The organism is Acidovorax sp. LjRoot38, from assembly GCF_964252975.1.
GTDB classification, from domain to species: Bacteria; Pseudomonadota; Gammaproteobacteria; order Burkholderiales; family Burkholderiaceae_C; genus Acidovorax; species Acidovorax facilis.
Genome location: NZ_CAXUPT020000018.1, coordinates 1 through 12921 on the forward strand (window position 1 = coordinate 1; position 12921 = coordinate 12921).

Consider the following 12921-nt stretch of genomic DNA (forward strand, 5'->3'; position numbering starts at 1 on the left):
GAAGCCGCATGCGCGCAAAGGCTCGTTGCTGCGCACCGTGCGCGCCGTGGCCTGGTCGCTGATCGGCCTGCGCAAGGGCAGCGAATACCAGCAGGATGTCGAAAAGCTCAACCCACTGCACATCATCGTGGTGGGATTGATCGCGGTCTTTCTGCTGGTCATCGGCCTGATCGGGCTGGTGAACTGGATCGTGTGAGTGAGTGTGTGTTGGTTGGTACGAACAAATACTGAAAACAAAGATTTTGAGAGTCAGGAGCTGAAATGAGTGCATCAACCCACGGCGGAACCCCGTACTACTATGTGCCTGCCGAGTCGCGTCACCCTGTGATGGCGGCTGCAGGCCTGTTCTTCGTCATTCTGGGCGCAGGGCAGTGGATCAACGGCCACGACTGGGGCAAGTATTCCCTGGCGCTGGGCCTGGTGTGGTGGCTGTTCACGCTGTACCAATGGTTCGGCGATGCGGTGCGTGAGAGTGAAGGTGGCCTGTATGGCCACAAGATCGATCTGTCGTACCGCTGGAGCATGAGCTGGTTCATCTTCTCGGAGGTGATGTTTTTCGGCGCGTTCTTCACGGCCCTGTGGTGGGCACGTTCGCACTCTGTACCTGCCCTGGGAAGCCTGGACAATGCACTGCTGTGGCCTGATTTCAAGGCGGTCTGGCCCAGTCTGGCTGCTGGCGTGACCGGTTCGCCGGCTGGCATCGTCGAGCCCTTCCAGACGGTGGGCCCTTTCTGGCTGCCCACCATCAATACGGCTCTGCTGCTGACCTCGGGTGTGACACTCACCATTGCCCACCACGCCCTGCGCGAGAACCAGCGTGGCAAGACGATTGGCTTCATGTGGGCCACGGTGCTGCTGGGTTTTGTCTTCCTGCTGGTGCAAGGCTATGAGTACTACCACCTCTACACCGACCTGAACCTCAAGCTCAACTCGGGCGTGTTCGGTTCGACGTTCTTCATGCTGACCGGCTTCCACGGTTTCCACGTGTTCCTGGGCATGCTGATGCTGCTGGTGATCACGCTGCGATTGCAAAAGGGGCATTTCACCGCCGACAAGCACTTCGGCTTCGAGGGCGCTGCCTGGTACTGGCACTTTGTGGACGTGGTGTGGCTGGGTCTGTACGTGCTGGTCTACTGGATGTAAACCGCGCCTGCCATGTAAAAAAAGCGCCTCGCGGCGCTTTTTTTGTTGGCATGCATGCTGTCAGCGCAGAGCCTGGTCCATCGCTGGCGGCGTCCTGCTCGCCACGGTTGGGGGGGTTAGCGGGCGGTTGCCGGCAGGCCAGTAGGCTGGATGTAGCCCAGCTGCCAGGCGACCAGGATACACAGGAACAGCACGATGGAGATCCCCACCCGCACGGCCAGCGCCTTGGCCATGTGGTTGCCCTTGGACTTGTCATCGCGTCCATTGCGCATCATGAAGAACAGGGCGGATGCCAGGCTGGCAAGAATGGCGATGAACGCCAGCACTACGAGGTATTTCATGGAGCACATTATCCCGTGACCACTTTCCGCCGTCCCGCAGGCCTGCGTTTCTGGTTGATCACACTCGCCGCAGTGGCGGGCATGCTGGTCACGGCATCGCTGGGCCGCTGGCAGCTGTCGCGCGCAGCCGAAAAAGAGGCGCTTCAGGCCGCGCTGGACGAACGGGGTCGCATGCCTGCCATTGACGGCCGCGCCTTGCTTGCTGCTGCGGTGGCAGATCCATCCTCGAAGGACGCCTCTTCGTTGGTGCACCGTGCTGTGGTTCTGGAGGGGCGGTGGCTGTCGGAGCACACGGTGTACCTCGACAACCGCCAGATGCACGGGCGCCCGGGCTTTTTTGTGGTGACGCCTTTGCAGCTGGCAGGGCAAAGTGGCGCGGCGGTTCTGGTGCAGCGTGGCTGGGCGCCGCGCAATTTCCAGGACCGCACGCAATTGCCACAGGTGCAGACGCCACAGGATGTGGCGGTGCGGGTGCAGGGCCGTGTGGCGCCCGCGCCTTCACGTTTGTATGAGTTCCAGGGCGCCGACAGTGCCCAGGGGTCTTCTCGCATCCGGCAAAATCTCGACCTGGCAGCGTTTCGCACCGAAACCGGTCTGGCGCTTGCCCACCTCACGGTGCTGCAGACGGGCGAAGCAGGCGAGGGGCTTCAACGCGACTGGCCCGTGGTCGGCGCAGGCGTCGACAAACACTACGGTTACGCATTTCAATGGTTCGGGCTCTGCGGCCTGATTGCACTTCTCTATGTCTGGTTCCAAATCGTCCGACGGTTCATTCGCCCGCGCAGCCACCCTGCCGCCTGAAGCCCAGGGGGACCATCCCCTGGGGCTCACCGTGCACACGCTGCCCGAAGCGGCGGGCGCCGTGGCCCTGACGCAGCGCACGCGCCATGGGCGTTTGAAGATGCTGGGCGTGCTGCTCATCTGCGCGGCGCCGGTCGTCGCCTCGTATTTCACGTATTACGTCATCCGCCCCGAAGGCCGGCGCAACTATGGCGAGTTGATCAACCCGCAGCGCACCCTGCCGGACCTGAGCGCCACGGCACTCGATGGCAAGGCCGTTCCCCTGGCTTCGCTGAAGGGGCAATGGCTTCTGGTCAGCGTTGCGGGCGGGGCCTGTGATGCCGCCTGCCAGAAGCACCTGTACCTGCAGCGGCAACTGCGCGAAAGTGTGGGCAAGGAGAAAGACCGCGTGGACTGGGTCTGGCTGGTGAACGACGCTACCAGCGTGCCCCCGGAGCTCACGCCCGCATTGCAGAAAGCGACGGTGCTGCGCATGGATGCTGCTGCACTCAATGCGTGGCTTGCGCCTGCCGAGGGGCACCAGATCGCGGACCACCTGTATGTGGTGGACCCCATGGGCAACTGGATGATGCGTTTTCCGGCAGCCATGGATGCGGCAGGCGCGGCCAAGGCCAAGCGGGATCTTGAACGCCTGTTGCGTGCATCCTCGTCATGGGATGAGGCCGGGCGTCCCGGGAAGCCGTGATGGACACCCCACAGCCGCTCTACGATCTGGCGCCCATCGCCCGGCTGATGCTGCTGGGCGTGCTGATTGCGCTCGGGCCGCTCGCCTGGGTGGGCTGGCGCAACCGCAACAGCTCCCCCATGCGGCGCTTGCAGGCACTCACGGTGCTCACCCTGTTCCTGACGTTTGATCTGGTGCTTTTTGGCGCCTTCACCCGCCTGACCGACTCGGGTCTGGGCTGCCCCGACTGGCCTGGGTGCTACGGCAGCGCCAGCCCCGTGGGGGCGCGCACCGAGATCGCGGCGGCCCAGGAGGCCATGCCCACGGGCCCTGTGACCCATGGCAAGGCCTGGGTTGAAATGATCCACCGTTACCTGGCCACGGGCGTGGGCGTGCTCATCATCGTGCTCACGGTGTCGGCGTGGGTGCAGCACCGCAAGGCCTTGCGTATGGGGGGCGAGCGTCCCCCCATCAGCCCGTGGTGGCCCACCTTCACGCTGTTCTGGGTGTGTCTGCAAGGGGCTTTCGGGGCGCTGACGGTGACGATGAAACTCTTTCCGGCCATCGTCACGCTGCACCTCATCGGGGGGCTGGTGCTGCTGGCGCTGCTGTGTGTGCAGGCAGTGCGCCACACCCAGAGCGCTCAGGGCAAGCTGCCTGTGCGTGTCTCCACCGGGTTGCGCTGGGGTCTGGTGATCACCGGCGTGCTCGTGGCGGTGCAGGTGGTGCTGGGTGGCTGGGTCAGCACCAACTACGCGGTGCTGGCTTGCACCACCTTTCCCACTTGTCAGGGGAGTTGGTGGCCTGCCATGGACTTTGGCCAGGGTTTTCAGGTCTGGCGCGCGCTGGGTATGCTGCAGGACGGCAGCCACATCAGTTTTGCCGGGCTCACAGCCATCCACTATGTACACCGGCTCATGGCTTATGTGGTCCTCTTGGCCCTGGGCATCGTTTGCTGGCGCCTTCGCCAGGCGGGCGTGCTCCGGGTTCAGTCCCGCTGGCTGGCCGCGCTGGCGCTGCTGCAACTGGCCACCGGTCTCTCCAACGTGGTGCTGGACTGGCCGCTGCTGGCCGCCGTGCTGCATACCGGTGGCGCTGCGGCGCTGGTGGTGGTGTTGACCTGGGCCTTGGTGTCCAGCCGCGCGGTGTCCGCGCCGCAAGAGTTTTCCGCGCCTTCGGGTGCATCGAGAGTTACCGCATGAGTGTTGCTGCCCCCGCCGCTGTTTCTACGCCGTCGCGCATTGCGCAGTTCTATGCGCTGACCAAGCCGCGCGTGGTCCAGCTCATTGTGTTTTGTGCCCTCATTGGGATGGTGCTGGCTGTGCCTGGGCTTCCGTCGGCCTCGCAACTTGGGCTGATGGCCTTGGCCTGTGCCGGGGTGTGGCTGGTGGCGGGCGCTGCCGCCGCCTTCAACTGCATCGTGGAGCAGGGCATCGACGCCAAGATGAAGCGCACCGCCTGGCGTCCCACGGCCAAGGGCCAGTTGTCCAACGCCCAGACGCTGCTGTTTTCTGCCGTGTTGTGTGGTGCGGGGTCCGCACTGTTGTACTTCTGGGTGAACCCTCTCACGATGTGGCTCACGTTCGCCACATTTGTGGGCTATGCGGTCATCTACACAGTGATTCTCAAGCCCCTTACGCCGCAGAACATTGTGATTGGTGGTGCGTCAGGCGCCATGCCGCCCGTGCTCGGTTGGGCGGCCATGACCAACGATGTCGGCCCGGAAGCGCTCATCCTGTTCCTCATCATCTTTCTGTGGACGCCTCCTCACTTCTGGGCGCTGGCCCTGTACCGGGTGGAGGACTACCGCAAGTCTGGCCTGCCCATGTTGCCGGTGACCCATGGCAACGAGTTCACCCGCCTGCAGGTGTTTCTGTACACCCTGATCCTGTTTGCCGGGTGCCTGATGCCGTTCGTCTACGGCATGAGCTCGTGGATCTACCTGGCCGCCGCGGTGGTGCTCAGCGCAGGCTTCTGCGGCTACGGTTTTGCCCTGTGGCGCAACTATTCGGACGCGCTCGCGCGCAAGACCTTCCGCTTTTCCCTCATCCACCTGAGCGCCCTGTTTGCCGCCCTCCTGGTGGACCACTACGTGCTGTGAAGACCGCCATGACCATGCTGAAAAGAAGTGCTCTTAAAACGATAGCTGTTAGCGCTTTATCTATAAGCGCTGCGGGCATTTTTAGTGCCTGTTCCGAGAAAAAGGCAGAGTTTCGTGGCGTGGATATCACCGGTGCGGACTATGCCCGTGACATCCCGCTGACCGACCACAACGGCCAGGCGCGACACCTCAAGGACTTTGCGGGCAAGGTGGTGGTGGTGTTCTTCGGCTTCACGCAGTGCCCGGACGTGTGCCCCACCTCCATGCAAGAGCTGGCCGAGGTGAAGAAGATGCTGGGCAAGGACGGCGACCGCCTGCAGGGCATCTTCGTCACGGTAGACCCCGAACGCGATACGCCGGAAGTGCTCAAGGCCTACATGGCCAATTTCGATCCCAGTTTTCTGGCCCTGTATGGCTCGCCAGAGCAACTGGCTGCGGTCGCCAAGGACTTCAAGATCTACTACAAGAAGGTCGATGGCAAAACGCCCACCAGCTACACCATGGACCACTCGGCCGGCAGCTACGTGTATGACACGGCGGGGCGCCTGCGTATCTACAACCGCTATGGCAGTGGCGCGCAGGCCCTGGCGGCAGACGTCAAGGCACTGCTGGCCGAGGCGGGTTGAGGTTTCTGTGGGCCCGCCAGTCCGCCTGCTGGTTTGACAGCACCTGCAACAAAAAACCCGGGCAGGCGCATCGGCCAGACCCGGGTTGATGTTTGCTAGCAGCAAAGGCGTGCGGCGTTTCCGTCGCGCAGATTTATTCCGCCTTGATGCCGCGCATCGCGATCACGCCGCCCAGCAAGTTGGTGTCGGCCTTCACGCGGTTGGCCAGCCCCTCGGGCGACGAGCCCACCGTCTGCCAGCCCTGCTGGAACAGCTTGCCGCGCACCTCTTCGCTGCGCGCAATCTCGCTGATCAGCGCCGCCAGCTTGGCCTGGATGGGCTTGGGCAGGGTCGAAGGCGCCGCAAAGGCATTCCAGATTTCCAGGTTGAAGTTGCTGATGCCGGCCTCGACCAAGCTCGGCACATCGGGTGCCAGCGGGCTGCGCCCGGAAGACGTCACGCCAATCGCGCGCAGCTTGCCCGCACGCACCTGGGCCTGCGCCAGGGCCGGGGGCAGCAAGGCCATCTGCAACTGCCCGCCCAGCATGGCGGTGGCCACCTGTGGGTAGCCCGGGTAGGGCACATGCACCGGGTTGATGTTGCTGCGCGACTTGAGCAACTCGGTGCCAATGTGGCCCACCGTGCCCACGCCGGGCGTGCCATAGCTCCACTTGTCGCCGCCATTGCGGGCTGCCACAAAGAAGTCGCGGGCGCTGCTGTTGGCGGGCACCCCGGGTTGGCTCACGGGTGCTGTCAGGATCAGGGGCGAGGTGCCGATGAGGCTCAGCGGTGCCAAGTCCTTGAGCGGGTCGTAGGGCACGGCCGGGTTCAGCAGCTTGGCAATTGTCATGTTGCCGTTGATCATCAGGCCGATGGTGTGGTCATCACGCGCTTTGGCCACGGCATCAGCCGCAATATTGCCGCCTGCGCCCACCTTGTTTTCCACGATCACCGGTTGGCCCAGGGCCTTGGACAGCGGCTCGCTGAACGTGCGCGCCGTGAGGTCGGGCGAAGACCCGGCCGGAAAGCCCACGATGATCTTGAGCGGCTTGGTGGGCCATGCCAGGGGCGCGGCGGCTGCTGCGGCACCGGGCTTGGCGGCGTTCTGGGCGAGAGCCCAGGGGGAGGCGGCTGCCAGCGCAATCAGCAGCGTAGACGCACGGCGAGAAACAACAGGACGTGACGACAACATGGGAAGGGGTCTCCTCAACAAGAACATTCAGGGGCCAAAACGACACGGGGCCCCAGAACTGGGGCCCCGTGAGGCAACTTCTGCAGCCGGGGATATTAACCCCGCGGCCCTCAGGCTCAGGCGTACTCCGCCAGCGCCTTCTTCATCTTCTTCATTGCAGCCACTTCAATCTGCCGGATGCGCTCGGCGCTCACGCCATACACAGCTGCCAGCTCGTGCAGCGTCATGCCGCCCGTGCCGTCATCGTTGACCTTGAGCCAGCGCTCTTCCACGATGCGGCGGCTGCGGTCGTCCAGGCTGCCCAGCGCCGTGGCAATGCCATCGGTGGCCAGGGCATCGCGCTGGCGCGACTCGATCATGGCCGTAGGTTCGTGCGAGGCGTCGGCCAGATAGGCAATCGGCCCAAAAGCCTGTTCGCCATCGTCCGAGGGTGCGGGGTCCAACAGCACATCACCGCCCGACATGCGGGTTTCCATCTCGATGACTTCCTCGCGCTTGACGTTGAGCTGCGCAGCCACCGTGTCGATTTCTTGGTCCGACAGCGTATCGCGGTGCGTGGCCGCATCAGCGGCAGACGCATCGGCCTTGAACCCCTGCTTCATGGAACGCAGGTTGAAGAAAAGCTTGCGCTGCGCCTTGGTGGTGGCAACCTTCACCATGCGCCAGTTTTTCAGGATGTACTCGTGGATCTCGGCCTTGATCCAGTGCATCGCATAGCTCACCAGACGCACGCCCTGGTCGGGGTCAAAGCGCTTGACGGCTTTCATCAGTCCCACATTGCCTTCCTGGATCAGGTCGCCATGGGGCAGGCCATAGCCCAGGTACTGGCGCGCAATCGAAACCACCAGACGCAGGTGCGACATCACCAGCCGACCGGCGGCGTCCAGATCGTTGTTGTCCTTGAGCTGCCGCGCGTAGGTCTGCTCTTCTTCGTGCGTGAGCAGCGGCAGGCGATTGACGGCGGAGATGTACGCGTCCAGGTTGCCCAATGGGGGCACCAGCGCCCAGGGGTTGGCGGGCGCCAAAGTCGTCGTAGCGGTTCCAGATTGAATGTTCATTCCGGGAATCCTTTCCTCTAAGCCATGATATTAGCACTCCATAGGACAGAGTGCTAAGCCAGGAGTTCCCCTCCGGTTGTGGGCGATGCCGCCTGCCTGTCGCCTGGACCATTGGCCCAGGAATCCGAACGCGATATGGTTGGATGGTTTTGCTAAGCCATTGATTCAAAAAGAAATTTTATGGCTGCAGAGGCCGCGATGAACGCATTATTTCGTTGTCAGAGCGCGTTCTGGGTTCAGGGTTCCAGCCCTTTGTAGCCAAGTTTTTCCGATTGTTGCGACAAATAGAACAGTGTTTTCATGATCTAGGGATGACGTGCATAACTCCCTATGGCCCCGGGCGTTTCGCTGCGTTGCTTTTCTTGCCAATAGCCCGTCTATTGGCTGCCAAATGACGCCTTGCGCCCCATCCCGATCCGCACTGCCACCGCCTCGCGAGGGTTGTGCAGGACATCCCTAGGGACCCTCTGCACGAATCACCGCGCCGTCTGCATCTGCGGACTCGGGTGGTCTGCGGTGTTGCAAATACTCGCAATAGCTACGGCTATTGCTGCGTCTTGCACCTGGCAGCCCCTCCCGATCCGCGGCGCACACTTACCGCTCGATTCGTGCAGAGGATCCCTGGCGGTTTTCGCGCCGCTGGCATTGCATCCCCCGCTATGGCAGACTGCACCGCCCAACGCCTTCGGGAGACGCGCATGACTGAGCCGACCGCACTTTGCGACATTCTCGTTGTCACTACCACGGTGGCCACCGAAGCGGAAGCGCGGCGGCTGGCGCAACTGGTGTTGCAGGCGCGGCTGGCGGCCTGTGTGCAGGTGGAGCCCATCACGGCCTACTTCCGTTGGCAGGGCGCGTTGCAGGAGGACCGCGAGCTCCGGCTGGTGTGCAAGACCGTGCCCCGTGCGCTGCACCCGCTGCTGGCGCTGCTGCGGGCGCAGCATCCCTATGCGCTGCCGCAGCTGGTCACGCACGCGCTGCAGGGGTCTGCGGAATATGCCGACTGGGTGGATGCGCAGGTGGCCCACGCTACGGTGCTGGCCTGAAGCTTGGGCATTCCCCAGTTTGCGGACGTCTCGGCCGCTGGTACGGGTCGCTCAAACTCTCGGATCGCGATCACACGCTCAGGTCGATCTGCTGCACCGTGCCCGCGCTGCCGTTTTCTCGCAGGTAGATGCTGGTGGAGCGCACGGCGCCCAGGCTGTGGTTGTCCGCCGTGCGCAGGGCGAAGGGCGTTGCCTGGGCGGTGAGTTGCACCGCGCCCACGCCCAGTTCCTCCAGGGTCTGCAGGCTACCGCTGCCATCTGCATTCGGGGTCCACACGCGCAGCTGATGGAAGACCGGGTCGGCCTCGTCGATCCAGCCGTTGCCGTCGCTGTCATGCCGGGCCAGTTCTGTAAAGCCGTTGCCCGTGTCCGGGCCGAAGAGTTCCAGGCCGCTGTCGATGCGCGCGTTCTGGTTGGTGTCCAGCGCCAGATAACCCCGGTTGCCGGCAAGCAGCGGCACTTGTTCGGTCTGCCCGTCGCCGTCCAGGTCGAAGGCAAAGCGCAGGTCCTGCAATTGGGCGGCGGTGCCGTCGAAGTTGATGACCAGCGGGTCCACCGCCACGGCGTCGCCCAGCCGCAGGCTCACGGAGGATTCCTCGCGGTAGCTGCGTTGCATATCCAGCTGCAGCGTGAACCGGATTTCCCGGCCATCGGTGGTGCGCACAGTGCCCGCTGCAGCGAACTGGGTGCGCTCGGTTTCTTCCAGCACTTCGCGCTGCTCATAGATCAGGCCAAAGCCCGCGCGCTGGCGCGGGGCTGCGGCCGTGCTGTTCGTTGGGGCCAAGGGGGGCGGGGGAGCTGCGGGCGCGTCGGTGGACTGCGGCCCGGCATAGACGCGGACGAGCACCCCGGTCATGCGTTCGATCAGATCGCGGATCATGGCGAGCTGGGGCGTCAGGCCCTCGTCGCGGGCGCGCTCCGGCAGAGGCTCGACCGAGGTGGTGGCCCCATGGGGTGCATGGGCGGCCTGGGCCAGGCGGGCAGCGGTGGAGATTTGCAGCGGCGGTGCCTGGCGGGCGAGGGGCGTGCTGGCGGGGCGGTCGCCCACCCACATTTCCAGGCGGCTTGTCTGGCTGTGCATGCGCGTGGCGACATGCTGGGACTGCATCTGCAGGGTGGACGACTCGATTCTCATGGGGCACCTCCATGGTTTCCACGGAGGTCCGGCGCGGTGCGGGCTGGCGTGGCCCCTGGTTTTCGGCACTTCTCTGCGGTACCTTGAATGCAATCCCGATACCGGCCCAAGGTCAGCTGGAGGTGCCTTCCGGGCCCAGCACCTCCCGCGCGACCCCTTCAAAGTCTTCCAGCGCCATCGGCCTGCCAAACAGATAGCCCTGAAACGCCTTGCAGCCGTGCGCCAGCAGAAACTGGTGGTGCGCTGCCGTTTCGACCCCCTCTGCGATCACGTCCAGACCCAGGCTGCCGGCCAGCGCGATGATGGAGCGTGCGATGGCTGCGTCGCTGGGGTCCAGCAGCACGTCGCGTACAAAACCCTGGTCGATCTTGATCTGGTCCAGCGGCAGGCGCTTGAGGTAGCTCAAGGACGAATAGCCGGTGCCAAAGTCATCCAGCGAAAAGCCCAGGCCCTGGGCTTTGAGTGCGCGCATGGTGGCGATCACGCTGTCCACGTTGTCCAGCAGCAGGCTTTCGGTCAGCTCCAGCTTGATGTGCGCCGGGTCGGCGCCAGTGCGCTGCAGCAAGGCCAGTACCTGTGTCACAAAGTCTTCCTGCAGAAACTGCCGCGCGCTGACGTTGATGGCCAGGCTCAGGTGGGCCATTGCCGGGTCCAGCCGCCACCGGGCTTGTTGGCGCAGGGCGGTTTCCATCACCCAATAACCCAAGGGCAGGATGAGGCCGGATTCCTCTGCCAGCGGGATGAACTCCGATGGCGGCACCATGCCGTGCGCGGGGTGTTGCCAGCGCACCAACGCCTCTGCGCCGGTAACCCGCCCCTGCGCGTTCACCTGGGGCTGGTACAGCAGCAGGAACTGCGACTGGCGCAGGCCATTGTGCAGCTCCGTTTCCAGCAGCGCGCGGCGGTTCACGGCCTGCTGCATGTCAGGGTCAAAAAAGCGCAGGGTGTTGCGGCCCGCGTCCTTGGCGCGGTACATGGCCATGTCGGCCTGTTTGAGCACCTCGTCCACCGAGTCACGGTGCTCGCGCAGCAGCGTCACCCCGATGCTGGCTGTGAAGTGGTGTTCATGCCCGGCCAGATCGTAGGGCTGGCGCAGCTGGGCCAGGATCAGTTCGCCCAGCGTGCGCGCCTGGGCGGCGGCTTCCGGCGGGTCACTGCTCAGGTTCTGCAGCACCACCACAAACTCGTCGCCCCCCAGCCGGGCCACCGTGTCCTGCTCGCGCACGCAGCCGCGCAGGCGCAGGGCCACTTCCTTGAGCAGCAGGTCGCCTACCTCATGGCCCCGGGTGTCGTTCAGGGTCTTGAAGTTGTCCAGGTCCACAAACAGCACGGCTGTGGTCAAGCCCGAGCGTGCGCCGCTGGCCAGCACCTGCTGCAGACGGTCTACCAGCAGGCGCCGGTTGGGCAGCTGCGTGAGGGCGTCGTAGAAGGCCAGGTAGCGGGCCTCGTCCTCGGCCGCCTTGCGGCCCGAGATGTCGATGTCGATACAGAACATCTCCGGTGGGTGGCCCGGCACCCGGATGTAGGCATGGCTGGAGAAGACATGCACGGGCGTACCGTCCTTGCGTTGCAGCTGCAGCTCGCCGGCGGGAATCACCTCGGCCGTGGCGAACATGTGGCGTACGTGTTCACGCACGGCGTCGCGCATGGGGGGCGGAATGATGAGGTCGAGCAGGTTGCTGCCCAGTGCCTCCTCGGCCGTGTAGCCATACAGCTCCTCGGAGGCCTGGTTCCAGTAGCTCGTGGTGCCATCTTCCAGATAGCCTTGCACCGAGATGGACGGGATATTGCGCAGTAGCGAGCGAAAGCGAAGCTCTGACTCGCGCAGCGCACTTTCGGCGCGCTTGCGTTGGGTGATGTCCCGCGCCAGGAAGACCACGGCCGCCTGGCCTCCCACTTTCACACCCAGGGGCTGCGCCCGCCCTTCAAATTGCCGCGTTCCCGAGAGTGTCTGTATCTCGTATTCCACGCTCTGCGTCTGGCCCGACAGCAAGGTGCTGCGGATCAGTTCCACAAATCTGTCGGCCTGCTCTGCGGGCAGCACGTCATGCATCCGCTTGCCCACAAGTTGGGCAGGGCTGGCGGCCAGCGGGGCGTCGTCGGGCGAGAGCACTTCCACATAGCGCCCCTGGGCATCCAGCACCAGCAGCACGTCGGGAATGGCCTGCGCAATGGCCCGCAGCCGGGCGGCCGTGCCGTGCAGTGCGCGTTCGGTGGCCAGGCGTTCTTCCACGTCGTGCAGCAGCAGGCCCAGCGCCACCGTGGCGGGTGTGAAGGTCAGCAGAAAGGGCAGGGCCAGGGTCTGGTTGACGCGCTGAACCACTTCGGTCGGCAGCAGCTGGAACACCGCCAGCACGGCGGTGTGCACCAGCAGTCCGAACAGCGCCAGCGTCACGGGCTCGACCCCCAGGCGCCCACGCGCCCGGCCCTCGCGGTAGACCAGGCCCAGTGCGGTGCACAGTGCGATCACCATCAAGCCCACCTCCGCCCCCGCGCCGCCCAGCCACAGGCGGCCGGTGGCGGCCATGGCGGCGGCGATGCAGGCCACCAGCGGGCCGCCAAACAGGCCTGCCATGCTCAGCACCACCGAGCGGGCGTCAAAGATCACCCCGGGCATCAGCACCACCGGCGTGAGCATGCCCACCACGCAGATGGTGCCAAAAAGAATGCCCGAGAACACCTGCCCGGTGCGCGGATGCTGGCGCCAGACGCGGATGTTGAACCCATGCAGAAAGCACAGCGCCAGCAGCAGGGCAACACCTTTGACCAGCTCAATGAACATGGGCCTCCGTGCCTTTCCAGGGGGAAGCCCATCATGGGGGAATTGCCGCAGTT

Annotated in this window: 13 protein-coding genes; 8 read left to right on the top strand and 5 right to left on the bottom strand. The window is 64.5% G+C overall.

What is annotated here, in order from left to right; genetic code table 11:
- A partial coding sequence (locus tag ACSQ22_RS23230) for a DUF2970 domain-containing protein (protein ID WP_436131683.1) occupies positions 1-196 on the top strand: 196 nt, incomplete at its 5' end.
- Positions 197-261: 65 nt separating this feature from the next.
- On the top strand, positions 262-1143 hold the full coding sequence (locus ACSQ22_RS23235; RefSeq protein WP_055398588.1) for a cytochrome c oxidase subunit 3: 882 nt from the start codon (positions 262-264) through the stop codon (positions 1141-1143).
- A gap of 116 nt (positions 1144-1259) precedes the next feature.
- Here ACSQ22_RS23235 and ACSQ22_RS23240 read toward each other — a convergent pair whose 3' ends face one another.
- Entirely contained in the window at positions 1260-1484 is a 225-nt protein-coding gene (locus ACSQ22_RS23240) for a twin transmembrane helix small protein (protein WP_055398589.1), read from the bottom strand.
- Between the two features lie 15 nt (positions 1485-1499).
- Here ACSQ22_RS23240 and ACSQ22_RS23245 point away from each other — a divergent pair, with 15 nt between their 5' ends.
- Genes ACSQ22_RS23245 through ACSQ22_RS23265 form a run of 5 tightly spaced genes read left to right on the top strand, consistent with a single transcriptional unit; the run spans position 1500 to position 5676 of the window.
- The gene (locus tag ACSQ22_RS23245; protein ID WP_121420954.1) at positions 1500-2285 is read left to right on the top strand and encodes an SURF1 family protein; all 786 of its coding nucleotides are present in this window, start codon (positions 1500-1502) and stop codon (positions 2283-2285) included.
- A complete protein-coding gene (locus ACSQ22_RS23250) occupies positions 2227-2970 on the top strand; it encodes a hypothetical protein (protein WP_306553491.1) in 744 nt (247 codons plus the stop codon). The genes ACSQ22_RS23245 and ACSQ22_RS23250 overlap by 59 nt, the downstream gene beginning before the upstream one ends.
- Positions 2970-4151: a COX15/CtaA family protein gene (locus ACSQ22_RS23255; RefSeq protein WP_436131684.1), complete on the top strand. Its 1182-nt coding sequence runs from the start codon at positions 2970-2972 to the stop codon at positions 4149-4151. Before ACSQ22_RS23250 ends, ACSQ22_RS23255 begins: the two co-directional genes overlap by 1 nt.
- Positions 4148-5050, top strand: coding sequence for a heme o synthase (gene cyoE / locus ACSQ22_RS23260; protein ID WP_055398593.1), 903 nt, complete (start codon positions 4148-4150; stop codon positions 5048-5050). The genes ACSQ22_RS23255 and cyoE overlap by 4 nt, the downstream gene beginning before the upstream one ends.
- Positions 5051-5058: 8 nt before the next feature.
- A complete protein-coding gene (locus tag ACSQ22_RS23265; protein ID WP_121508606.1) occupies positions 5059-5676 on the top strand; it encodes an SCO family protein in 618 nt (205 codons plus the stop codon).
- Positions 5677-5809: 133 nt separating this feature from the next.
- Here ACSQ22_RS23265 and ACSQ22_RS23270 read toward each other — a convergent pair whose 3' ends face one another.
- Both ACSQ22_RS23270 and rpoH read right to left on the bottom strand, forming a co-directional pair.
- The gene (locus ACSQ22_RS23270) at positions 5810-6847 is read right to left on the bottom strand and encodes a Bug family tripartite tricarboxylate transporter substrate binding protein (protein WP_436131685.1); all 1038 of its coding nucleotides are present in this window, start codon (positions 6845-6847) and stop codon (positions 5810-5812) included.
- 116 nt (positions 6848-6963) lie between these two features.
- Positions 6964-7905, bottom strand: a complete 942-nt coding sequence (rpoH, locus tag ACSQ22_RS23275) for an RNA polymerase sigma factor RpoH (RefSeq protein WP_055398595.1) — start codon at positions 7903-7905, stop codon at positions 6964-6966.
- Between the two features lie 698 nt (positions 7906-8603).
- Between rpoH and cutA the strand changes: the two genes are divergently transcribed.
- Positions 8604-8951, top strand: a complete 348-nt coding sequence (gene cutA / locus ACSQ22_RS23280) for a divalent-cation tolerance protein CutA (protein ID WP_121508607.1) — start codon at positions 8604-8606, stop codon at positions 8949-8951.
- 70 nt (positions 8952-9021) lie between these two features.
- Here the strand turns inward: cutA and ACSQ22_RS23285 are convergent, their stop codons facing one another.
- Positions 9022-10086: a hypothetical protein gene (locus ACSQ22_RS23285; RefSeq protein ID WP_436131686.1), complete on the bottom strand. Its 1065-nt coding sequence runs from the start codon at positions 10084-10086 to the stop codon at positions 9022-9024.
- Between the two features lie 112 nt (positions 10087-10198).
- Positions 10199-12868 (bottom strand): EAL domain-containing protein, encoded by a 2670-nt coding sequence (locus tag ACSQ22_RS23290; RefSeq protein WP_436131687.1) that lies wholly within the window; start codon positions 12866-12868, stop codon positions 10199-10201.
- Between the last annotated feature and the right edge of the window lie 53 nt (positions 12869-12921).

Bases quoted from the DNA above. Each gene is read 5' to 3' on its own strand.
- ACSQ22_RS23235 (WP_055398588.1), top strand. From the start codon at position 262: ATGAGTGCATCAACCCACGGCGGAACCCCGTACTACTATGTGCCTGCC.
- ACSQ22_RS23265 (WP_121508606.1), top strand. From the start codon at position 5,059: ATGACCATGCTGAAAAGAAGTGCTCTTAAAACGATAGCTGTTAGCGCT.
- cutA (WP_121508607.1), top strand. From the start codon at position 8,604: ATGACTGAGCCGACCGCACTTTGCGACATTCTCGTTGTCACTACCACG.
- ACSQ22_RS23270 (WP_436131685.1), bottom strand. From the start codon at position 6,847: ATGTTGTCGTCACGTCCTGTTGTTTCTCGCCGTGCGTCTACGCTGCTG.
- cyoE (WP_055398593.1), top strand. From the start codon at position 4,148: ATGAGTGTTGCTGCCCCCGCCGCTGTTTCTACGCCGTCGCGCATTGCG.
- ACSQ22_RS23250 (WP_306553491.1), top strand. From the start codon at position 2,227: ATGTCTGGTTCCAAATCGTCCGACGGTTCATTCGCCCGCGCAGCCACC.
- ACSQ22_RS23240 (WP_055398589.1), bottom strand. From the start codon at position 1,484: ATGAAATACCTCGTAGTGCTGGCGTTCATCGCCATTCTTGCCAGCCTG.
- ACSQ22_RS23285 (WP_436131686.1), bottom strand. From the start codon at position 10,086: ATGAGAATCGAGTCGTCCACCCTGCAGATGCAGTCCCAGCATGTCGCC.
- rpoH (WP_055398595.1), bottom strand. From the start codon at position 7,905: ATGAACATTCAATCTGGAACCGCTACGACGACTTTGGCGCCCGCCAAC.
- ACSQ22_RS23290 (WP_436131687.1), bottom strand. From the start codon at position 12,868: ATGTTCATTGAGCTGGTCAAAGGTGTTGCCCTGCTGCTGGCGCTGTGC.
- ACSQ22_RS23255 (WP_436131684.1), top strand. From the start codon at position 2,970: ATGGACACCCCACAGCCGCTCTACGATCTGGCGCCCATCGCCCGGCTG.